At 71.0% G+C, this 21,084-nt stretch carries 21 protein-coding genes; 13 read left to right on the forward strand and 8 right to left on the reverse strand.

From position 1 onward, the window contains the following. The first annotated feature begins 34 nt into the window (after window positions 1–34). Window positions 35–1,501, forward strand: coding sequence for an amidohydrolase family protein (locus VFZ70_05725; protein HEX6255293.1), 1,467 nt, complete (start codon window positions 35–37; stop codon window positions 1,499–1,501). 103 nt (window positions 1,502–1,604) lie between these two features. Here VFZ70_05725 and VFZ70_05730 read toward each other — a convergent pair whose 3' ends face one another. Together VFZ70_05730 and VFZ70_05735 are read right to left on the reverse strand one after the other, a co-directional pair. Next, window positions 1,605–1,946, reverse strand: a complete 342-nt coding sequence (locus VFZ70_05730; GenBank protein ID HEX6255294.1) for a nuclear transport factor 2 family protein — start codon at window positions 1,944–1,946, stop codon at window positions 1,605–1,607. A gap of 78 nt (window positions 1,947–2,024) precedes the next feature. Beyond that, window positions 2,025–2,390: a DoxX family protein gene (locus VFZ70_05735; GenBank protein HEX6255295.1), complete on the reverse strand. Its 366-nt coding sequence runs from the start codon at window positions 2,388–2,390 to the stop codon at window positions 2,025–2,027. A gap of 274 nt (window positions 2,391–2,664) precedes the next feature. Between VFZ70_05735 and VFZ70_05740 the strand changes: the two genes are divergently transcribed. From VFZ70_05740 to VFZ70_05750, 3 genes are all read left to right on the forward strand, one after another. Continuing rightward, window positions 2,665–3,240 carry a dienelactone hydrolase family protein gene (locus tag VFZ70_05740; protein ID HEX6255296.1) on the forward strand — a complete coding sequence of 192 codons (576 nt, stop codon included), beginning with the start codon at window positions 2,665–2,667 and terminating at the stop codon, window positions 3,238–3,240. A gap of 191 nt (window positions 3,241–3,431) precedes the next feature. Continuing rightward, window positions 3,432–3,683 carry a hypothetical protein gene (locus tag VFZ70_05745; protein ID HEX6255297.1) on the forward strand — a complete coding sequence of 84 codons (252 nt, stop codon included), beginning with the start codon at window positions 3,432–3,434 and terminating at the stop codon, window positions 3,681–3,683. Window positions 3,684–3,840: 157 nt separating this feature from the next. Beyond that, complete coding sequence (locus VFZ70_05750; protein ID HEX6255298.1) at window positions 3,841–4,656, forward strand: GNAT family N-acetyltransferase; 816 nt, start codon at window positions 3,841–3,843, stop codon at window positions 4,654–4,656. A gap of 2 nt (window positions 4,657–4,658) precedes the next feature. Here the strand turns inward: VFZ70_05750 and VFZ70_05755 are convergent, their stop codons facing one another. Beyond that, a complete protein-coding gene (locus VFZ70_05755; protein HEX6255299.1) occupies window positions 4,659–5,150 on the reverse strand; it encodes a MarR family transcriptional regulator in 492 nt (163 codons plus the stop codon). A 77-nt stretch (window positions 5,151–5,227) separates the two neighbouring features. Here VFZ70_05755 and VFZ70_05760 point away from each other — a divergent pair, with 77 nt between their 5' ends. The 6 genes from VFZ70_05760 (at window position 5,228) to VFZ70_05785 (ending at window position 13,366) form a co-directional block, all read left to right on the forward strand. After that, window positions 5,228–6,130, forward strand: coding sequence for an ABC transporter ATP-binding protein (locus VFZ70_05760; protein HEX6255300.1), 903 nt, complete (start codon window positions 5,228–5,230; stop codon window positions 6,128–6,130). Window positions 6,131–6,194: 64 nt separating this feature from the next. Further along, window positions 6,195–7,802 carry a hypothetical protein gene (locus tag VFZ70_05765; protein HEX6255301.1) on the forward strand — a complete coding sequence of 536 codons (1,608 nt, stop codon included), beginning with the start codon at window positions 6,195–6,197 and terminating at the stop codon, window positions 7,800–7,802. Window positions 7,803–7,875: 73 nt separating this feature from the next. After that, window positions 7,876–8,925: a glutathione S-transferase C-terminal domain-containing protein gene (locus tag VFZ70_05770; protein ID HEX6255302.1), complete on the forward strand. Its 1,050-nt coding sequence runs from the start codon at window positions 7,876–7,878 to the stop codon at window positions 8,923–8,925. A gap of 205 nt (window positions 8,926–9,130) precedes the next feature. Continuing rightward, entirely contained in the window at window positions 9,131–10,345 is a 1,215-nt protein-coding gene (fdhA, locus tag VFZ70_05775) for a formaldehyde dehydrogenase, glutathione-independent (protein ID HEX6255303.1), read from the forward strand. Between the two features lie 132 nt (window positions 10,346–10,477). After that, window positions 10,478–11,905: an aryl-sulfate sulfotransferase gene (locus VFZ70_05780; GenBank protein ID HEX6255304.1), complete on the forward strand. Its 1,428-nt coding sequence runs from the start codon at window positions 10,478–10,480 to the stop codon at window positions 11,903–11,905. A gap of 3 nt (window positions 11,906–11,908) precedes the next feature. Beyond that, the gene (locus VFZ70_05785) at window positions 11,909–13,366 is read left to right on the forward strand and encodes an aryl-sulfate sulfotransferase (protein ID HEX6255305.1); all 1,458 of its coding nucleotides are present in this window, start codon (window positions 11,909–11,911) and stop codon (window positions 13,364–13,366) included. Between the two features lie 12 nt (window positions 13,367–13,378). Here VFZ70_05785 and VFZ70_05790 read toward each other — a convergent pair whose 3' ends face one another. Further along, window positions 13,379–14,671, reverse strand: a complete 1,293-nt coding sequence (locus VFZ70_05790; protein HEX6255306.1) for a hypothetical protein — start codon at window positions 14,669–14,671, stop codon at window positions 13,379–13,381. A gap of 336 nt (window positions 14,672–15,007) precedes the next feature. On the opposite strand from VFZ70_05790, the gene VFZ70_05795 reads away from it, so the two are divergent. Both VFZ70_05795 and VFZ70_05800 read left to right on the forward strand, forming a co-directional pair. Then, a complete protein-coding gene (locus tag VFZ70_05795) occupies window positions 15,008–15,886 on the forward strand; it encodes an NAD(P)-dependent oxidoreductase (GenBank protein HEX6255307.1) in 879 nt (292 codons plus the stop codon). 122 nt (window positions 15,887–16,008) lie between these two features. Next, a complete protein-coding gene (locus VFZ70_05800) occupies window positions 16,009–16,773 on the forward strand; it encodes an alpha/beta hydrolase (protein ID HEX6255308.1) in 765 nt (254 codons plus the stop codon). Window positions 16,774–16,783: 10 nt separating this feature from the next. On the opposite strand, the gene VFZ70_05805 is transcribed toward VFZ70_05800, so the two are convergent. After that, window positions 16,784–17,050, reverse strand: coding sequence for a prolyl oligopeptidase family serine peptidase (locus VFZ70_05805; protein ID HEX6255309.1), 267 nt, complete (start codon window positions 17,048–17,050; stop codon window positions 16,784–16,786). Window positions 17,051–17,060: 10 nt separating this feature from the next. Continuing rightward, entirely contained in the window at window positions 17,061–17,558 is a 498-nt protein-coding gene (locus VFZ70_05810) for a prolyl oligopeptidase family serine peptidase (GenBank protein HEX6255310.1), read from the reverse strand. Here VFZ70_05810 and cobT point away from each other — a divergent pair. Next, a complete protein-coding gene (gene cobT, locus VFZ70_05815) occupies window positions 17,518–18,588 on the forward strand; it encodes a nicotinate-nucleotide--dimethylbenzimidazole phosphoribosyltransferase (GenBank protein HEX6255311.1) in 1,071 nt (356 codons plus the stop codon). The genes VFZ70_05810 and cobT overlap by 41 nt on opposite strands. Window positions 18,589–18,687: 99 nt before the next feature. On the opposite strand, the gene VFZ70_05820 is transcribed toward cobT, so the two are convergent. Both VFZ70_05820 and VFZ70_05825 read right to left on the reverse strand, forming a co-directional pair. Further along, entirely contained in the window at window positions 18,688–20,073 is a 1,386-nt protein-coding gene (locus VFZ70_05820; GenBank protein ID HEX6255312.1) for a UTP--glucose-1-phosphate uridylyltransferase, read from the reverse strand. 37 nt (window positions 20,074–20,110) lie between these two features. Then, window positions 20,111–21,055 (reverse strand): ROK family protein, encoded by a 945-nt coding sequence (locus VFZ70_05825; GenBank protein HEX6255313.1) that lies wholly within the window; start codon window positions 21,053–21,055, stop codon window positions 20,111–20,113. Between the last annotated feature and the right edge of the window lie 29 nt (window positions 21,056–21,084).

The following is a 21,084-nucleotide window of genomic DNA, read 5'->3' on the forward strand; positions in this document are numbered from 1 at the left end:
TCGTCCGAATCTGACGGGATCGAGGAGCGAGCCCATGAGTGCGAGCAATGGCCAGAGCCGACCCATCGAACCCGACCGTCCGATCGTGTTCCGCGGTGGCACCGTCCTGACGATGGACGACCAGCACAGGGTGCTGAACGACGGCGACGTCCTGGTCGTCGACGATCGGATCGCCGAGGTGGGGACCGCACTCGAGGTCCCGGAGGGCACGCAGGAGATCGACGCGTCCGGCGGGATCGTCATGCCAGGCATGATCGACACCCATCGCCACATGTGGCAGACCGCCATGCGCGGGTATGGCGCCGACTGGACGCTGACGCAGTACTTCGTGTTCTACTACCTGGAGTGGGGCAAGGTCTTCCGCCCCGAGGACGTGCACGCGGGCAACCTGCTGGCCGCGATCGAGTCGATCGACGCGGGCGTCACCACGACCGTCGACTGGTCGCATGGGCTGCAGACCGTCGACCACGCCGACGCGGCGCTCGACGCGCTGCAGGCCGTGCCCGGCCGCTTCGTGCTGGCCTACGGCAACATCCAGCAGGGCCCATGGGAGTGGGCGACCTCACCGGAGTTCCGCGACTTCTATGAGCGACGCATCGATGGCAGCGGCGACATGCTCGGCTTCCAGCTGGCGTTCGACGTGACTGGCGACCCCGAGTTCCCCGAGCGCGCCGCGTTCGAGGTCGCCCGGGAGCTGGGCGTGCCGGTCACGACCCACGCCGGCGTGTGGGGCGCCACGGGCAACGACAGCATCGAACTGATGTACGACAACGGCTTCATGACGCCGGACACGATCTACGTCCATGCCGCGAGCCTGTCCCACGACTCGTACCACCGCATCGCCGCCACGGGCGGGTCGGCGTCGGTGTCCACCGAGAGCGAGCAGAGCGCGGGCCAGGGCTACCCACCAACCTGGGCGCTGCGCAAGCACGACATCCCCGTGTCGATCTCCATGGACACCAGCGTGTGGTGGAGCGGCGACCTGTTCAGCGCCATGCGCGCCACGCTCGGGGCCGACCGCTCCCGCGAGCACCTGGAGGCTCAGAGCAGGAACGAGACCGTCACCCACTGCCACCTGCGCGCCGAGCAGGTCGTCGAGTGGGCGACCCGCGGCGGGTCGAAGGCGCTCGGCTTCGACGACGTCGCGGGCAGCCTGGAGCCCGGGAAGAAGGCCGACATCGTGTTGCTGCACAACGATGCGTCGCCGGTGATGTACCCGGTGCTGAACCCGTACGGCCATGTCGCGTTCCAGGCGCAGCGTGGTGACGTGCACACCGTGGTCGTCAACGGGCGCGTGGTCAAGCACGACCACCAACTGGTCGACATCGACCTCGCGGCCGCCAGGGAACGCGTCGGGCAGACGGTCGAGTACCTGCAGGGTCAGCTCGGCCCCGAGGCGTGGGCGCAGGGCATGAACCCCGACATCCCCGAGACCAAGGTGCTCGACAACCCGTACCAGTACACCGAGTTCCGCACCGAGGCGACCCACACCACGTTCTGACCGCCAGCCGCCAGGCGGTCCGCGACCGGCACCATCGCCTGCGTCGTGCTGACCCCGCCGGGGGTCACGTGCACGTCGTGTGACCCCGAGCGGAGCCTCGGCGTCAGCGCGTGTCGATGCGCCCGCCGAAGAACACCTGCACCTCGTGGACCCGGCCGTCGCGCACCGTGTGGACCTCGGTGTTGCGGAAGCGCCCGCCGCCGGAGAGCTCGTACTCGTAGAGCACGAAGACGTCGTCGCCCCCTGTCGGCACGACGTGGAGCACCTCATAGGACGCCAGCCGATCGACCGTCGGAAAGCACCGGTCGAACCACGTCGCCTTGTCGATGTGGTTGTCCTGCGGGCTGGTGAACACGAAGTCGTCCGCGAGCAGCCGGTCGGCCGCATCCCGATCCTGGTCGAGGTAGGCGGTGAACGTGGCCCGCACGATGTCACTGTTGGTCATGGCGATTCCATCTCGTCGTCCAACCAGTGCCGACGACTCGTCGTCGCCGACCCATCGCCTCCCCGCCTTCGGCCGCAGTCAGTCGCCCTCCGCCGCACGGCTGGCCAGCAGCAGACCGCCGATCAACCCCACGTTCTTGAGGAACTGGATGCGGTTGCCCTTGCGCGCCGCCGGATCGTCGTCCGCCCAGAAGCGGTGGCCGGCCAGGGTCGTAGGGATCATCGACGCCACAAGGCCGGCGGCCGCTGTCCGCGGCAGGACCCGGAGGGCCAGCCCGAGCCCACCCGCGACCATGGCGACGCCGTTGAACCGCACGGCCTCCTCCGGATACGGGATGCCGATGTCCTCGGCCAGCGCGACGCGGGGGCCCGGCTCGCGCGCCGCCTCCGCGCCCAGCACGATGAACGGCACAGCCAGCGCCATGCGCGCGAGCCCGCGGATCATCGTCCGTTCACCCCGCCGGGCGTGACCGCCGCCGTCATCTGCGCAACCTGCGTGCACGTCGCCACAGCACACACTCCTCACCCGACCGACCCGGACTGCTGGCAGCCTAGCGCCCCGTCCGGCCGCTCCTGCACCGTCGGCAGGGCATGTGGAGCCGTCCGACGGGGACGATGCCCGGCGCGATACCCTGCGCGGCGCCGCGGGTGCTGACCGACGCCACGAGATCCGGGATGGCCGGCGCCCGCCGACAGACGGACCAAGGACGGAGAGACACGTGGCACAGGTGCTGATGTTCCATCACGCACAGGGACGCACGGACGGCGTCACACGGTTCGCCGATGACCTGCGCCGCGCCGGTCACACCGTGCACGCACCGGACCTGTACGGGGGACGGACGTTCGACGACCTCGACGCCGGCGTGGCCCACGCGATGGAGGTCGGGTTCGACACGCTCCTGGAGCGGGGCGTCCACAGCGCGACCGACCTGCCGGAGGAGCTGGTCTACATCGGCTTCTCACTGGGCGTGATGCCGGCGCAGAAGCTGGCGCAGACCCGGCCGGGCGCGGCCGGCGCGATCCTGGTGCACGCCTGCGTCCCCGCGAGCGAGTTCGGGCCGTGGCCCGATGACGTCCCGGTCCAGGTCCACGGGATGGACGCCGACGAGTTCTTCGTGGCCGACGGCGACCTCGACGCAGCCCGCGCTCTGGTGTCGAGCGTTGACGACGCCGAGTTGTTCATGTACCCGGGCGATCAGCACCTGTTCGCCGACGACAGTCTCGAGTCCTACGACGCGGCGGCGGCGCGCCTGCTCGCCGAGCGGGTGCTCGGCTTCCTCGACGCCGTCGGCTGACGCGCAGCGCGGGCCCACGCGCGTCGTCAGCCGGCAGCGTGGCGAGGCTGCGGCCAGGCCGCGGCGCACGCCATCCTCCACCTGTCGGTGCACGCCGGTGACCGCGATCCGGATGAGGGTCTGCACGAGCTCACCGACCGGTTGGCGTCGTGACCTGCTCGCGCTGGACCTCGTGGCCGTGGCCCACGGGCATGAAGGGACCGCGACCGGCGGCGGGAACGGCGACGGCGCCCCTGAACGGCGTGCTCACGGTCAGGCTCGCCAGGTCCCGGTCGCTGCTCGGCGAGATCCTCGAGGTGGTGCGCACATGGCTGCGCCGGCGGCCAACGCTCGCGACAAGCCTGCGGATGGGCGATGCGACCCCGACCCTCGGCGGCGCAGGGTCGCACACCGAGCGGGACCGCAGCATCGAGACCTGGATCGATCGCGCGCTCGCACCGTAGGCCACGCGGCGCGCGATCGGACGCCGCCGACGCGGTCGCATCCGACCGCGGGATCTGCGATCGTGCGGATCCTGGCCCGTCCGGAGGCCCACGGCGCCGCCAGCAGATCGGGACCGCCATGATCGACGCCGGACAATCCGACCGTCGCGGTCGGCACGTGACGTTGCGCGATGTCCGCGACGACTGGCGTGCTGTCGCAGATGTGGCCCCACGCGACGACCAGCGCGACTTCGTGTTCGCCCTGGCGGCACGCTACCTGCTGCTGTCGCTCATGGGCGACGACTGGGAGTCGCTCGCCGTCTACGCCGACGACACGGCGGTCGGGCATGTCATGTGGGCCGTCGACGACGACGGCTCCCACTGGATCGGCGGACTGGTCATCGACGCGACGCAGCAGGGACTGGGCCTCGGGCGGGCGGCCACGGGCACGCTGATGACGTGGCTGCTGGAGAAGCCGGCCTGTGAGGTCGTCCGGCTGTCGTACCACCCGGACAACATCGTGGCCGCCCGGCTGTACGCCGGACTGGGGTTCACGCCGACGGGCGAGACCGTCGACGACGAGATCGTCGTGCAGTACGGACCTGCTCAGCCGGACGGCACGGACCACGACCGCGCCGCGACCGTCATCGCGTTCAACACCTGCATCAACGACGGCGACCTCGACGGCATCGCGGCGCTCATGGCGCCGGACCACACGTTCGTCGACTCGTCAGGCGCCGGCGAGCGCGGCAGAGACGCAGTCGTTGCGGCATGGAGCCGGTTCTTCGACCGCTTCCCCGACTACCGGAACGTCTTCGAGGAGATCGATGTGCGCGACGACCTGGTCGTGGTCACGGGTCGGTCCGAGTGTCCGGTCGAGGCGCTCGACGGGCCCGCGATCTGGACGGCTCGCGTGCGCGACGGTCTCGTGACCGAGTGGCGGGTCCACGACGACACGCCCGGGCAGCGTGCGGCACTCGGCCTGCGTGACTGAGATCAGTCGATGCCCCACGCCCGACGCAGTTCGTCGCGCCGCACCGCCCACCGCTTGGTCAGGTCCCCCAGTTCCTCGTGGATGAACTCGAAGAACGCGATGGTCTCGGCCAACCGCATGCCGGCCGGGCTGTCAGGACCCACGGCGTCACGCCCCTCACGCACCGTCTCGATCCACTGCACGAGCAGCCGGTCGCGACTGGCGTACAGCTCGTGCCACACGTCCTGATCGACCTGGAAGTGATCGCGCCGCGAACCCGGTTCACGCTCGCGCACCACGAGTGCGACCTGCTCCAGGTAACGCACGGCGCCGGACACCGACGCAGGACTGACCTGGAGCAGGTCGGCGAGCTCACCGGCGGTGAGGTTGCCCGAGTCGGTCGTCAGCAGGCCGGCGAACACGCGCGCGGGCATGCGCGGGACGCCCGAGGACGTCAGGTCGAGCGCGAACCGCTCGATGAACCGCTGCACCGCCGCCGCGTCGCGTGCCGTCATCCAGGCCTCTCACTCCTCCGAGCATTCATGACCTTCACGATCTTCACAAATGTGTGAATACAGTGTAGGATACCCGCATGGACACCGTGATCTCAATCCACGATCTGCGCAAGACCTTCGGCGCGACCGTCGCGCTCGACGGACTGGATCTGGAGGTCCTGCCCGGCGAGGTCCACGGGTTCCTCGGCCCGAACGGCGCCGGCAAGTCGACGACGCTGCGGGTGTTGCTCGGCCTGCTGCACGCCGACAGCGGCACCGCACGGCTCCTCGGCGGCGACCCGTGGCGGGACACGGCCGAGCTGCACCGGCGGCTGGCATACGTGCCGGGCGACGTGGCGCTCTGGCCGCAACTGTCGGGCGGGGAGGTCATCGACCTGCTCGGACGCCTGCGCGGTGGGCTGGACGAGCAGCGCCGCGCGCGGCTGCTCGAACGCTTCGAGCTGGATCCCACCAAGAAGGGGCGAACCTACTCCAAGGGCAACCGCCAGAAGGTCGCGCTCGTCGCCGCGTTGTCGTCCGACGTCGAGCTGTTGCTCCTGGACGAGCCGACTGCCGGCCTCGACCCGCTGATGGACGCGGTGTTCCGCGAGTGCATCGTCGAGGAGCGCGACCGCGGGCGCACCGTGCTGCTGTCCAGCCACATCCTCGCCGAGGTCGAGGCGCTGTGTGACCGGGTCAGCATCATCCGCAACGGCCGCAACGTCGAGAGCGGCACGCTCGCGGACCTCCGTCACCTCACCCGCACCGCGGTCCTGGCCGACCTGGCGTCCGCGCCGGGCGGGCTCGACAGGCTGCCGGGTGTGCACGACCTGGAGGTCCGCGGCTCACGCGTGCGCTGCCAGGTGGACACCGAGCACCTGGACACCCTGCTCGCCGCGCTCGGCCGCGCCGGCATCCGCAGCCTCACCAGCCAGCCCCCGACGCTGGAGCAGCTGTTCATGCGCCACTACGCCTCCGAGCCGCAGGACGCGACGCTGTGAGCGCGTCAGCGGTCACCGGACAGGCCGGGGGGCGACCTGCTCGCGCCAGCGAGGAGGTCGGGCGGTGACCACCCTGACCGGCACCGGCCACCTGATCCGCCTGGCCCTGCGGCTGGACCGCGTGAAGCTGCCCATCTGGGTGCTGGCGCTCACCGCCCTGACCGCCACCACCGCCTCGGCGTTCGAGGGGCTGTACGACACGGTGGCCGAACGCGAGGCGTTCGCCGCGACGATCACGACCAACCCCGCCTTCACGGCCCTGCTCGGACCGATCTTCGACCCGACGACGACAGGCGGGCTCACGGCCTGGCGCATCGGGTCGATCTTCGGTGTCCTGGGCGGACTCATGGGGCACCAGACCGTCGTGCGCCACACACGGCTGGAGGAGGAGACCGGCCGGCTGGAGATGGTGGGTGCCGGCGTCGTCGGACGCCATGCGACGCTCGCCGCAGCGTTGTGCACCGCGTGGGGTGCCGGTGCACTCACCGGGCTGGCCTCCACCGCCGCCCTGATCGGCCTCGGACAGCCCGTGGCGGGATCGGTGGCGTTCGGGGCCGGCCTGACCGGCATCGTGGCGATGTTCGCTGCGGTCGGCGCGGCCGCCGCACAGCTGACCACGACCGGACGTGCCGCCAACGGCATCGCCGGGGGCGTGGTGGGCACCGCGTTCCTGCTCCGCGCCGCCGGCGACGCCATGGGTGACGGCGGTTCGGCGTGGCCGTCGTGGGTCTCCCCCATCGGCTGGTACCAGCAGCTGCGACCGTTCGCCGACGAGCGCTGGTGGGTTCTGGGTCTGATGCTGGCGTTCACAGTGGTCGCCGCCGCGGGCGCGCACGCGATGGCGGTGCGTCGCGACATCGACGCCGGCATGCTGCCGACCCGTTCCGGCCCCGCGGTGGCGGACGACGGCCTGCGCAGCCCGCTGGCGCTGGCGTGGCGGCTGCAACGGGGCATGCTGCTCGGCTGGGTCGGCGCGCTCGCAGTCTGGAGCGCCGTCATCGGCAGCCTCGCCGCGAGCGTCGGGGACGTGTTCGCCGCCGATGGCAACGAGCAGCTCGCGCAGATCATCGAGGCACTCGGTGGGGCCGAGAACATCGTCGACACCTACCTCAGCCTGGTCTTCGCGATCGTCGGGCTCGCGACGGCGGTGTACGCGATGCAGGCGGCACTGCGTCTGCGCACCGAGGAGACCGCGCTGCGGGCTGAACCACTGCTCGCGACGCGGGTGCGGCGCACGGCGTGGGTGGGCAGCCACCTGACGTTCGCACTGCTCGGACCGGCGCTGCTCCTGGTGGTCAGCGGCGCGGCCATGGGACTGGTGCACGGCCTGCGCACCGGCGATCCCGCCACCGAGATCGTCCGGCTGGCGGCATCCGCGCTCACGCAACTGCCCGCCACGTGGGTGCTCGCCGGCATCGCGCTGGCGCTGTTCGGGCTGGCGCCGCGCATGACGACCGCCGTGTGGGGCGTGCTGGTGGCCTACCTGCTGATCGGCCAGCTGGGACCGGTGCTCCAGCTCGACCAGTGGGTCCTGAACCTGTCGCCGTTCACGCACGTGCCCGCGCTGCCGATGGCCGATCTGACGTGGACACCGCTGCTGTGGCTGGCCGCGATCGCCGCCGCCCTCATGGCGGCGGGCATCGCCGGCGCCCGACGTCGCGACATCGGCTGAACGGGCTGCATCGTCACCGAGGCGACCGGTCCGGCGCGGTTCGGCGGTCTGACCGCCGGGCATCGTCGGCGACATGAGCGACGACGCACGCGGCTACGTGGTGGCCGACGACTACGACCGCGACACCCGCTACATCCCGACGCGGATCACGGCCGACGGCAGGGACGGCTATCCGGTCGAGCCCGGTCGCTACCGGCTGATGGTCGCGCGTGCCTGCCCGTGGGCCAACCGCACCATCATCGTGCGCCGGGTGCTCGGGCTCGAGGACGCCATCTCGATGAGCATCGCCGGTCCCACCCATGACCAACGCAGCTGGGACTACCGCGAGACGTACCCCGACGGACGTGACCCGGTGCTGGGGATCGAGCGCCTCCAGCAGGCGTATTTCGCACGCGACCCCGACTACGACAAAGGCATCACGGTGCCTGCCATCGTCGACATCCCGTCCGGCGCGGTCGTCACGAACGACTTCCCGCAGATCACGATCGACTTCTCGCTCGAGTGGTCCGACCACCACCGCGACGGCGCGCCCGAGCTGTATCCACCCGACAGGCGCGACGAGATCGACGCCATCGCCGCGCAGGTGTACCGCGACGTGAACAACGGCGTGTACCGCTGTGGGTTCGCCGGCACGCAGGAGTCGTACGAACGGGCGTACGACCGCCTGTTCTCACGGCTGGACGACCTCGAGGAACGCCTGGCCGGCCAGCGGTACCTCGTCGGCGACACGATCACGGAGGCCGATGTCCGGCTGTTCACGACGCTCGCCCGGTTCGACGCCGTCTACCACGGCCACTTCAAGTGCAACCGCGCGAAGCTGAGCGAGTTCACCGCGCTGTGGGGCTACGCCCGGGACCTGTTCCAGACCCCGGGGTTCGGCGACACGATCGACTTCGATCACATCAAACGCCACTACTACGTGGTGCACAGCGACATCAACCCGACCCGGATCGTGCCGGCGGGGCCCGCCCTGGAGAACTGGCTGACACCGCACCACCGCGACGAGCTCGGCGGCTCGCCGTTCGGCGACGGCACACCCCCCGGACCACCTCCGGCCGACGAGGGCGTCCCGCCGGCCCACAACCCGTTGATCGCCGTGACCGTGCGCACCGGACCGACGTGAGCGTCGAGGATCTGCGGCCCGGCTGACCCATGAGACGCCGCGCGGTTCCGCGAGCGCGTCGCGGCCATGACGGACCGGGCCGATCGGCGGCAATGGCGGGCTCGTGGCGTCGCGCATCAGGCGCGGGTCATCGGGAACGATGTGTTGGTACGGGGCGAAAGCCAATGCACCACATCGCCCGACCGAGAGGGGCAAGGAGCCAGCCATGGCAGACAACCGCATCGTCACGTACGACGGGCCCGGCAAGGTCAGCGTCAACGACATCGACTACCCGAGGCTCGAGATCCCCAAAGAGGTCGCGGACCACTTCGGCGTGCCGCAGGCGGCGCCACACGCCGTCATCCTCAAGATCGTCACCACGAACATCTGCGGCTCGGACCAGCACATGGTCCGTGGGCGCACGACGGCCCCTGAGGGGCAGACCCTGGGCCACGAGATCACCGGCGAGGTCGTCGAGAAGGGCGACGACGTCATGTTCGTCAACGAGGGCGACATCTGCTCGGTGCCGTTCAACATCGCCTGCGGCCGGTGCCGCATGTGCGAGGAGCGCAAGACCGGCATCTGCCTCAACGTCAACCCCGCCCGTCCGGGTGCCGCGTACGGCTACGTGGACATGGGCGGCTGGCTCGGTGGCCAGGCAGAGTACGTGATGGTCCCCTACGCGGACTTCAACCTGTTGAAGTTCCCCGACCGGGACCAGGCGCTCGAGAAGATCATGGACCTGACGATGCTGTCGGACATCTTCCCGACCGGTTACCACGGCGCCTACACAGCCGGCACGACGACGGGATCGACCGTCTACGTCGCCGGCGCCGGACCGGTCGGACTGGCCGCGGCGCACTCCGCACAACTGCTCGGCGCCTCGGTGGTGATCGTGGGCGACATGATCCCCGAGCGCCTCGAGCAGGCCCGCAGCTTCGGGTGTGAGACCGTCGACCTGACCCAGGACGCCACGGTCGCCGAGATGATCGAGGACATCACCGGCGAGCCTGTCGTCGACGCCGCAGTCGATGCCGTGGGGTTCGAGGCACGCGGCCACGGGGCCGACGCCGGGGAGGCGCCCGCCACCGTGCTGAACACGATCATGACCGTCGGCCGCGCGGGTGCCGGCCTGGGCATCCCGGGCCTGTACGTCACCGGTGACCCGGGTGGCGTCGACGAGGCCGCACAGCACGGGACCCTCGGCGTACGGATCGGCCTGGGCTGGGCGAAGTCGCAGTACATGACCACCGGCCAGTGCCCGGTGAAGAAGTACAACCGCGGCCTGATGCATGCCATCCTGGCCAACAGGACGCAGATCGCCAAGGCGGTCAACGCGACGAAGATCTCGCTCGACGAGTCACCGGAGGGCTACGCCGATTTCGACTCCGGCACGTCGGTCAAGTACGTCATCGACCCACACGGCATGGTCGCCGCCTGACGCCGACGCCGGTCGAACCGCCACGAGGCCCCGCATCGGCGGGGCCTCGTCGCTCCTGCGCCGGAACGTGTCCGAGCGGCGATCGCAGTAGTAGCGTGGAGCGCCCGCGTCGTCCCGAGCGTCGGAGCTGGTGTGTCCACGGTACTTGTGCTGTCAATGCTGTCATCCCCGGCGGTCGCCGCGCTCGCGGTGGTCACCGCATTCGGCCTGGTCGCCGCCGTGGCGGCCCGTGCGAGCGGTCGACGACGCCGGACGTTGCTGGCGGCGGGCACCGTCGTGGTGCTGCTCGCCGGGTGCACCGCCGCCGACGGCGGCGGGGAGGCAGCCGGCGTGACCGACACCTCGTCGACCGGCCCGAGCGAGATGGCGTTCGGCGACGCGCCCGAGCTCGCCGACGCCGCCCGTACCAACCCCCGGCACTTCCCCCCAATGCTCGAGCCCGAGGAGCCGCCCGGGCAGATGCCCCGCCTGGAGGTCAGCAGCGACGGCGGCGTCCAACCCGGGACCGTGACGTTCACCACCTACACGACGCCGCGGATGACGGAGGACATGCCGTACTTCCCGTCGTTCCTCGTCGAGCTCGACAAGGAGTCAGGTGAGCTGACCAAGGCGCAGCAGATGCTGACGGCGGCCACGATGTTCCAGCCGGAGCCCGGCGACCGCTACTCGTACAACATCGTCGACAGGGAGGGAGAAGCGGGCGCCGGGATCGAGGTCACGCACTACGTCACCGACGACGAGCTGAACATCCTCGCGAAGTACGACCTCGACGACCTCGAGGGCGGCGACGCCGACCTGCACGACTTCGAACTGCTCGACGACGGCAACGCGATGCTGCTGGCCTACCGCAAGCGTGAGGTCGACCTCAGCGAGTTCGGGGGTCCCAGCGACGGCGCGGTGTGGGACACGGTGATCGCCGAGCGGACACCCGACGGTGAGACCGTGTGGGAGTGGGACGGCGCCGAGCACATGGACCTCGCCGATGTGCCCGACCCCGTCGCCGAGGCGGAGTTCGTCGAGTCGCCGCCGTCGGGCGCCGCCGACTACGCCCATCCCAACTCCCTGGAGATCGCCGACGACGGTGATGTGCTCGTGTCGATCCGCCACTACGACTGCACCTTGCGCATCGACCGCGATTCCGGCGACGTGGTCTGGGCCTTCGGTGGGCCCAACTGCGCGCAGAACGACTTCGAGATCAGCGGGGACCCGTTCGGCGGGCCAAGCCACCAGCACGACGCCTCGCTCACCGACGACGGCACGCTGCTGATCTTCGACAACGGCAACCTCCGCACGGGCGACGAGCAGGTCAGCCGCGTCGTGGAGTACGAGATCGACGAGGAGGCGATGACCGCAGAGCTCGTGTGGTCCTACGATGACGACCGCTACACGCCGATCATGGGCTCCGCCGAGCGCCTGGAGAACGGCAACACCCTGATCGGCTGGGGGCAGCTGACCGATCCGGCGATCAGTGAGGTGACTCCCGACGGCGAGGAGGTCCTCACGGTGTCGCTGCCGGACGGCCAGTTGGTCTACCGCGCCTACCAGGGTGCCACCAGGTAGCCGTTGGGGAGCATCAACTGGCTGCGCCCCCCGGCGCTGCTTGCAGCGCTCGGAGTTACGGCCGCCGTGGCCCTCGTGCTCGTCGCGGCCGGCGTCGCGCTGCGCCGCGCAGGTCAGCGGCCCGGCCGACGGGGGCGGATCGTCGCAGGCGTCGCGGTGCTCGTCGCAGCCGCCACGCTCGTCGGCACGGTGCGCGTGGTCCGGGAGCTCACCGCCCCGATGCCGTCGAACGCGACGCTGGCCCGGGTCCAGCCCCTGCGCCCTCCCTTCCGTGCGCTCCATGACCCCGGCCGGCCGCCGAACGGCTTCCCGGAGCTGCGCACGACCGCTGAGGACGGGATGCAGCCGGGGACGGTGCTGATCACCACGTCGACGACACCACGGCTCACCGACACGACGGTGTTCCACCCGCCGTTCCTGGCCGAGGTGGACAAGGCGACCGGTGAGCTGGTGTGGGCGCAGCGCATGTTCGCGATGGCGTCGATGCTCCAGCCAGAGCCCGGCGGGCGCTACTCGTACAACGCCGTCGATCGCAACGGGCGCAACGGGGCTGGCTTCCACGTCACCCATCACGTCACGGACGACCGGCTGCGCGTGCTGCAGCAGTTCGACCTCGACGATCTGCCCGGCGGCGACGCGGACCTGCACGACTTCGAGCTGCTCGACAACGGCAATGCCCTGCTGCTGGCGTACCGCCGACGACAGGTCGATCTGACCGCCTACGACGGCGCGGCCGATGCGATCGTGTACGACCCGGTCATCGCCGAACGCACACCCGCGGGCGAGACCGTGTGGCTCTGGGACGGCGCCGACCACCTCACGCTCGAGGACGTGCCGGACGTCAACAAGCGGCTCAAGCTGACTGCGCGGCCACCGGCTGTCGCCGACTACGCCCATCCCAACTCGCTCGAACTGTTCGACGACGGCGACATCCTGCTGTCGATCCGCAACTATGACTGCATCCACCGGATCGACCGCGACACAGGTGACATCGCCTGGACGCTCGGCGGCGTCAACTGCGCGGAGAACGACTTCGAGATCTCCGGCGACCCGTACGGTGGCTTCAGCCACCAGCACGACGCCACCCTGGTCGACGGCGGCAACTTCGCGGAGCCTGGCTCCACGAAGCACGCGGTCGACCGGCGCCGCCGGACAGAGAACATCCTGCTGTTCGACAACGGCAACCTGCACGACCCACCTCGCAGCCGTGCTGTCGAGTACGCCATCGACGAGGAGACGATGACGGCCGAGCTGGTGTGGTCGCACGACGACGGCCGCTACACCAGCTACTTCGGATCGGCCGAGCGGCTGGACAACGGCAACACGTTGATCAGCTGGGGTGCGTTGCCCGATCCGCTCGTCACGGAGGTCACGCCCGGTGGCGAGCGGGTGTTCACGCTCTCGCTGCCGCCGGGCCAGCGCACGTACCGGGCCTACCAGGGGCCGTCCGCCGCGCCGTGAACCGGCATCGCGTCACAGCGCGGGCAGCCACACCGCCTGGCACCGGCTGGGTTCGGACGCGTCGAGCGAGCGCCGCGCGAGCAGACGACGGACGAACGGCGACATCCGCCGCCCCAGCTCCTCGCCGGTGCCCGTCACGGTCACACCGTCACCGCGTTCGTAGGTGACGGACGCTGATGGTCGTGCCGCCAGGTGATGGCGCAGGTTGCGCTCGGGCACCAGCCACCGCGAACCCACGTAGGCCTGCAACGCCTCGTCGTCGGTCCGCACGACCCGGACGTAGCCGCCGTCGACGACCTGCGCGGCGGCCGGCACCACCAGGTGGTTGCTCCGCCCGTCACCGGTGACGAGGTTCGCGTACATGTTCCAGGCGTTGGCCGTCTTGAGCCCCACGTACGGGACGACTCCGTTGACGATGACGGCGGCGACGAGGATCGCAGCGATGGCACCCCGCGGGGCGGGGGCGTCGGCCAACGGAGTCCGTGCACCCCGCACCGCGTACAGCACGACGAGCGCGCCGAGGGGGATCCACAGCACCAGCACCGCCAGGCGTGCCAGCGCGAGCACCGGCAGGGACGGCACCGCGATGACCGCGGCGGCGAGGACCGCCCACGTGATCGTCACCCAGGTCACGGCACGACGGTGACGCAGCCACCGGGTGATCGGTGTGGTCACGTCCTCGTGGGCCCACGCGCCGAGGCCGACGAAGATCACGGACGTGAAGTCGTAGAAGTGCTGCAGCAGGTCGAGCGAGATCGCGTAGTGGAACACGGCGGCCAACGCGACGCCGACGCCACGGGTTCGGCGGACGATCAGTAGCACCGGCACCGACAGCTCGACCACCAGCGCGACGACCACGGTCACCGCCGCGAGCGGGGACTCTGGGGTCAGCGGTGCCAGCCCCCACGACGTGAGGGCGTGATCGGCGTAGAAGACGGCGCAGGACACGGCCGGGTCGAGGAACGCCGTGTTGAGCTTGGCGAACGCCGCGAAGGCGTAGAAGGCCATGAACGTGACGCGGACCGTGCCCGCGAGCCACGGCCACGGGGTGCGGCGCCACAGCGAGGCGAGCACCGCCGCGGCGAACACGCCGAGCAGCAGCCAGTGGTTGCCCACCGTGGGCGCCTCCAGCCACGCGATGACCAGCACGATGGTCGCCACGACCGCCCACGCCGACCGCGACGCGGGCCTGCGCACGAGCGCCACCGTGCCGCCGGCGAGCAGGAACGTCACGGCCCCCAGCACCGGCGACGCCGTCGGCGGGTTGCCGATGATGTGCGCCCCGACGGCGATGGCGAACAGCACCGCGAACCAGGGCGGCGCGACCGCGTGCCGCCCTGCTACGTCCGCGGTGTCGTCATCGACATCCGCCCCGTGTGGAAGCGCCAGCCTGCACCCGTCCACGCAGCCATCACCTGACGTCCCGGCGCTCCCGGGCCCCGGTGGCCGGTCGGTGGCCGTGACCGTGCCACCGCGCCCGACGACGCGACCGGCGGCGCCCATCGTGACCGCACGCGCGTCGATCGTCCAGTCGACACCGTCGCGGGCGGCCGATCGCCGACTCGTTCTGCGCTGCGCGCGGCACGCCCGCGGTCGACGGTCCACCATTGGGCGCACAGGGACGACGTCAGGAGACGAGTGATGTACGTAGTGGTGACAGGCGCCAACGGCAAGGTGGGGTCGGCGGCCGTCGAGGCGTTGCAGGCCGCGGGCCACCGCGTACGCGCGACCGACACGGCCCGGGGCGTGTTCGAGCGCCCCGAGCCCGACGCGCCCGAGTACTGGCAGGCCGACCTCACCGACGCGGGCGATGCGTTCGCCCTGGTGCGCGGCGCCGATGCCGTCGTCCACGCCGCCGCGATCCCGGATCCGTCGCACAACCCGCCGCACGTCGTGTTCCACAACAATGCCATGGCGGCGTTCAACGTCGTCGAGGCGGCCGTCCGCTGGGGCGTGCGGCGGCTGGTCAACATCTCCAGCGAGACCGTGCCCGGCTTCCTGTTCCCCGAGCGGCCGGCCTCCCCCGACTACGTGCCGGTCGACGAGGATCACCCCATCCGTCCGCAGGATCCCTACGCGTTCTCGAAGTACGTCGGTGAGCTGCTGTGCGACGCCGCGGTGCGACGCAGTGACCTGCGCTGCACATCGTTGCGCCCGAGCTGGGTGCAGCACGCCGGGAACTACGCGCACAACCTCGGGCCCACACTCCGCCAACCCGGACCCAGCGCCAACTTCTGGAGCTACATCGACGTCGCGGACCTCGCCGACGCCATCCGGCTGGCGGTCGAATCGGACCTGCCTGGGCACGAGGTGTTCTACATCGCCTCGCCCGACAACCACGCGGGCCGCCCACTGCGCGAACTGATCGCAGACCACGCCGATCCCGATGTCGAGGTGCGTGACCTCCCACAGGACGACGCGTCGGGAATCTCGACAGCCAAGGCACAGCGCATGCTCGGATGGCGACCGACCCGGTCGTGGCGGGACCACTTGGACGACGACGGCCGGCCACGCGGCTGACACGGCGAAACGGTCATCTTTCCCCATGCCGGGTATGCCGTCGGTCTGCGAGACTGCGCAACGATGACGTGTGGAGCGGCACGCCGCGACTCGCCGACGCCCGTGGTGGCCGGTCGGCGGTCATGACCGACTACGACCGCGCAGTCGCCGTGCCCACGCTGACCTGGGGAGCACGCGGTCGTCAGCGGGCGCTGCTGCTGCACGGTCTGTCATCGTCGGCGGGGACGTGGTGGCGGATCGCCGACGGACTGGCCGGCGCCGGATACAACGTCACGGCACCTGACCTCCGCGGTCACGGAAATGCACCGCACACGGTGAGCTACCGGCTCAGCGGTTACGCCGCCGACCTCTGGGAGCTCGGGGGCGGATGGGACCTCGTGGTCGGCCACTCGCTGGGCGGCACGCTGGCCACGCTGATGGCCGCCGATCCCGGGTTCACACGCCGCCTGGTCCTCCTGGATCCCATCTTCATGGTGCCCGAGGACCGCTTCGACGGACTGCTCGCCGACCAACTGTCCGAGCTCGACGACGCCGACGACCCGGCGGCCCTGGCGGCGGCGAACCCGGCATGGCACCCGGAGGACGCGGCGCTGAAGGCGCGGGCCGCGGCGCAGACCAGCCGTTACGTCGTCGAGCGGACGCTCGAGGACAACCGGCCATGGTGGTACCTCGACCTGCTCGGTGACGTGCGGGTCGCCACCGACATCCTTGTTGCCGACCCCGCCATCGGCACGCGGTTCGATCCGGCCGTGGGCGACGAGCTCACGCGCCACAACGTGCGGATCACGACCCGGATCGTGCGCGGCGCGGGCCACAGCATCCATCGCGAGGCGCCGGGCGCCGTGTTGTCGCTGCTGCTGACCGACCACGCAACGTACCGCCGCTGACGCGTGCCGGTCAGACGCGGAGCACCTCGTCCAGGAACGCCGCGACGCGCGGATAGGCGTCGAGGCGGTTGGCCAGCTTGGCCAGCCCATGACCCTCGTCGTAGACCAGCAGGTCGCTGCGCAGGCCCTTGGCCCTGGCGACTGCATGGATCTGCTCGGCCTCTCCCAGGGGGACCCGCGGGTCGTTGCGGCCGTGGATGATGAGCAGCGGTGCGCGCAACCGGTCGACCTGGGTCAGTGGCGACAGCCGCTCCAGCAGCGGCCGGTCGGTCTCCAGCGATCCATACTCACGTTCGCGCCACGCACGCCGCCACGCTGCGGTGCTCGAGGAACGTCACCAGGTTGACGATGCCCACGATGTCCACCCCGGCTGCCCAGCGCTCCGACTGGTGGACCAGTCCCGACAGCACCATGTAGCCGCCGTACGACCCGCCGTACAACGCGCACCGGTCCGGATCGAGATCGTCCGTGCCGGCGATCCAGTCGTGCACGGCCGCCAGGTCGGCGACGCTGTCGAGCCGCCGACCGGCTCGGTGTGGCCGGTGATCTGCACCAGATCGCGCGCGGCGACCGGGCCGTCGGCGGCGTGGGCGAGGTCCAACCGGTGCACCTGCGCCGTGCCCGGGAGGTTCGACGACACGAGCAGGCGCTCGCCCGTGTGGTCGAACCCCGATGGCGTCGCGGTGCGGATCTCGAGGTAGGGGCGGATGTCGCGCAACATGGGGCGAGCGTAGTGCGCCATCCGTGCGAGACTCCCTCGCGATGCCCTCGCTGCCGTCGACGATCGCCGAGCTCGTGGACGCCGTCGAGCCGGTTGATCCCGACGCTGCGGCGCGGGCGGAGGCACGCCATGCCGAGCTCGCCAAACCGCCGGGAAGCCTGGGTCGGCTCGAAGCGGTGGGTGTCCAGCTGGCCGCTGTGGCCTCGCGCTGCCCGCCGCCGGTCCCGCGGTCACCGGTGGTGGTCGTTGCCGCGGCCGACCACGGTGTGCACGCCCGGGGGGTCACGCCGTGGCCGCAGCACATCACGACGCGCATGGTGGCGACGATGTGCGCGGGTCAGGCGGCGGTCAACGCGGTGGCGGCGACCGTCGGCGCCGACCTGGTCGTGGTCGATGTCGGCTGCGTGGACCCGCCGCCTGACGATCGGCTGCTGCGCAGTCGGCGCGTACGCGCGGGAACCGCGGACCTGAGCACGCGTCCGGCCATGAGCCGCGGCGAGGCGGCGCAGGCGGTGTCGGTGGGTGCGGCGATCGCGGTGGAACTGATGGACGTCGGCGCCGACCTGCTGGTCACCGGCGACATGGGGATCGCGAACACGACGGCCTCTGCGTGTCTGATCGCAGCGTGCACCGGACGGCCGGCCGGAGCGGTCACCGGTCGGGGTGCCGGCACCGACGGTCACGTGCCGTCGCACAAGATCGAGGTGGTCGCGCGGGCGCTGGCCCTGCACCGTCCCGACCCGGACGACCCACTTGGCGTGCTGGCGAGCCTCGGAGGGCTGGAGCACGCCGCGCTCGTCGGCCTGCTGCTCGCCGCGGCCGCACGCCGGGTGCCGGCGGTGCTCGACGGCGTCGTCACGAACGCGGCGGCGCTGCTCGCCGCTCGGCTGTGTCCGCCTCTGAGTGGGCACCTCATCGCGTCTCACCGGTCTCCCGAGCCGGGCGCACAGATCGCGCTCGACGCGCTGGGGCTCGCACCGCTGCTCGACCTGGGCCTGCGCCTCGGCGAGGGCACCGGCGGCCTCCTGGCTGTGCCCCTGCTCCAGGCCGCCGCCCGCGCGCTGACCGACATCGCGCGGATCACGGACCTGTGAGGGCAGGCTGGTCGGCACCCGCGTGGTCGATCCGGGGGACATCGACCGGACCGGCGTGGTGCTGACGCCGCGGGGGTCGGGCCGGGTCGACCGGGTTCGTCAGGCGCCGTCCAGGACCGTCCCGTCGGGGATGCGTCCCGGAGCGTCGGCTGCGGTGACCGTCACGTCGCCACGAACCGTGACGTCGGCGCCGAACGTCCAGTCACCACGAACGGTCAGGCTGTCGCACGCCACGAGGGACGGGGCGCCGTGGGCGAAGCGGGCGTCGAAGTCGGCGATCAGCTTGTAGTGGCCGTCGAGGTCGACGAGTGGCGCGTCGGACCGTGACCCGACGAGGCGGACCTCGCCGTCGTCGGTCATCTCGTACGCGTCGGACCGCAGCACCAGCAGGTCGCTCGTCGTCTTGACCGGCAGGAACCGTGAGCGGTCGACCTCGATCGCGGTCGCGCCGTCGAAGACGGCGATCGCGGCACCCATCGCGGTCTCGATCTGGATGACGTCCGGCGACGACGGGTCCGTGGGGTCGACCGTCTTGGTGTTGCGGATCATCGGCAGGCCCAGCACGCCGTCGGTCTCGTCCAACCGGACCGCCAGAGCGTCCAGGTCCAGCCACAGGTTGTTGGTGTTGAAGAACCGGTGGCGTTCGATGTCGGCGAAGGCGTCGGCGTCCCGCGGCCGCGTCTGTGCCGACTCGCGCAGCACCAGCCGACCGTCCGACCGGCGTCGCGCCAGATGGCCGCCCTTGCGGTCCATCCCGGTCCGCCGGCACGACTCGGACGCGAAGGGTCGACCGGTGCCGGCGAACCACGCCGCCAGCCGCGGATCGGGCGTCGCACCGAGGTTGTCGCTGTTCGACACGAACAGGTACCGGTAGCCGGCGTCCCGCAACCGGAAGAGCACGCCGGAGGTGACCAGCGCCGTGTACAGGTCGCCGTGCCCGGGGGGGCACCACTCGAGCTCGGGGTCATCGGGCCACGCGATCGGCGTCAGGTCGTCGGTGCGCAGCTTCGGCTCGGAGTTCTGCAGGAAGTCGAGCGGCACGCCGTCGACCGGCAGATCGGGGTGGGCCGCCAGTGCCGCGAGGGTGTCGTCGCGGGTGCGGAAGCTGTCCATGAACAGCAGCGGCAGGGCCACGTCGTAGGTCGCACGCAGCGCTCTGACGCGCCGCACGATGACGTCCAGGAAGCGCTGCCCCGGACGCACCTCGATCAGCGACTTCGCCTGCTGCATGCCCATCGAGGTGCCCAGACCCCCATTGAGCTTCACCACGGCCGTCCTCGCCAGTGCGTCGCGACCTGCCGTGGCGTCCGCCTCGACGTCGGCAAGTCGCGGCAACCGCTCGATCGGCTCGATGTCGTCCTCTGCGATCACCCCGGTGCCGCCGGAGGCGAGCACGTCGTAGTAGTGGGCGAACACGGTGATCGCGGCCGGATGCACCCCGGCCTGTGCCATCTTGTCCTGCGCCTGCTGCCGCCCGTCGTCCATGTGGTCGACTCTACGGGACCCTGGTGACCCGGCAGTGTCAGCGCAGGAGCATCGACGCGCGGCCGAGCGCGGCCGCCCCGATCACGCCGGGATCGTCGCCGAGCTCGGCCACGACGTAGCGTCGATCGTCGCGCGGCACGAGCGTCCACGGCTGCGCGGCCCTCGCGATGTCGTCCGCGAGATCCTGCCCGAGCTTCTCGGCGAGTCCGCCGCCGATCACGACGCGGTCGAGGTCGAGCAGGTTCACAACCGAACCGATCCCGATTGCGACCGCTTCGATCGCCTCGTCGATCAGCTCGGTCGTCAGGTCGTCGCCCTCGTCGAGCGCCTTGGCCCACACCGCCGACGTGAGCCGCTCCTTGCCCTTGTCGTCGCGGATCTCGTACAGCTCGGTCCCACGACCGGCGGCGACGGCCATCTCGACGAACCGCTCCATCGACGCGCGGCCCGCGTAGGCCTCGATGCACCCGCGGCGCCCGCACCCGCACTGGGCGCCACCCCGGTGGACGATCATGTGCCCGAACTCACCCGCGCCACCGAACGCCCCCGTGTAGGGCCGTCCGTCGAGGATCAGCCCACCACCGATGCCGGTGCCCATCCAGACGCCGAGCATGAACCTCGATCCCCGTCCGGCGCCCGCGACCCACTCTCCGAGGGCACCGACGTTGGCGTCATTGCCGACCTCGACCGGCATGCCCAGCTCGTCGCGCAGCAGCGTGCCGAAGCTGACCTCGTCCGGCCAGTTGCGCAGGTTCGGTGGGCGTGTGACGACCCCGTCATTGACGGGGCCCGGGATGCCGACGCCCACAGCCGACGGCCGGTCGTCCAGCTTGCCGACGAGCTCGGCGACGCGTTCGACCACCGCGTCATGACCGTCCGTGGGCGTCCGGCCTTTGGCGCGGTCGACGACGCTGTGATCGTCGTCGACCAGCGCGACCTCGATGTTCGTCCCGCCGACGTCGATACCGGCCACCAGCGCCATGCCTGCCTCCTATGGATGTCCAGCCCCAT

It is taken from the genome of Euzebyales bacterium (assembly GCA_036374135.1).
Lineage (GTDB): Bacteria > Actinomycetota > Nitriliruptoria > Euzebyales > JAHELV01 > JAHELV01.

Coding starts and splice junctions, on each gene's coding strand:
- VFZ70_05725 (HEX6255293.1), top strand. CDS start 35: ATGAGTGCGAGCAATGGCCAGAGCCGACCCATCGAACCCGACCGTCCG.
- VFZ70_05795 (HEX6255307.1), top strand. CDS start 15,008: ATGTACGTAGTGGTGACAGGCGCCAACGGCAAGGTGGGGTCGGCGGCC.
- VFZ70_05800 (HEX6255308.1), top strand. CDS start 16,009: ATGACCGACTACGACCGCGCAGTCGCCGTGCCCACGCTGACCTGGGGA.
- VFZ70_05730 (HEX6255294.1), bottom strand. CDS start 1,946: ATGACCAACAGTGACATCGTGCGGGCCACGTTCACCGCCTACCTCGAC.
- fdhA (HEX6255303.1), top strand. CDS start 9,131: ATGGCAGACAACCGCATCGTCACGTACGACGGGCCCGGCAAGGTCAGC.
- VFZ70_05760 (HEX6255300.1), top strand. CDS start 5,228: ATGGACACCGTGATCTCAATCCACGATCTGCGCAAGACCTTCGGCGCG.
- VFZ70_05755 (HEX6255299.1), bottom strand. CDS start 5,150: ATGACGGCACGCGACGCGGCGGCGGTGCAGCGGTTCATCGAGCGGTTC.
- VFZ70_05820 (HEX6255312.1), bottom strand. CDS start 20,073: ATGGACGACGGGCGGCAGCAGGCGCAGGACAAGATGGCACAGGCCGGG.
- VFZ70_05825 (HEX6255313.1), bottom strand. CDS start 21,055: ATGGCGCTGGTGGCCGGTATCGACGTCGGCGGGACGAACATCGAGGTC.
- VFZ70_05745 (HEX6255297.1), top strand. CDS start 3,432: ATGAAGGGACCGCGACCGGCGGCGGGAACGGCGACGGCGCCCCTGAAC.
- VFZ70_05770 (HEX6255302.1), top strand. CDS start 7,876: ATGAGCGACGACGCACGCGGCTACGTGGTGGCCGACGACTACGACCGC.
- VFZ70_05735 (HEX6255295.1), bottom strand. CDS start 2,390: ATGATCCGCGGGCTCGCGCGCATGGCGCTGGCTGTGCCGTTCATCGTG.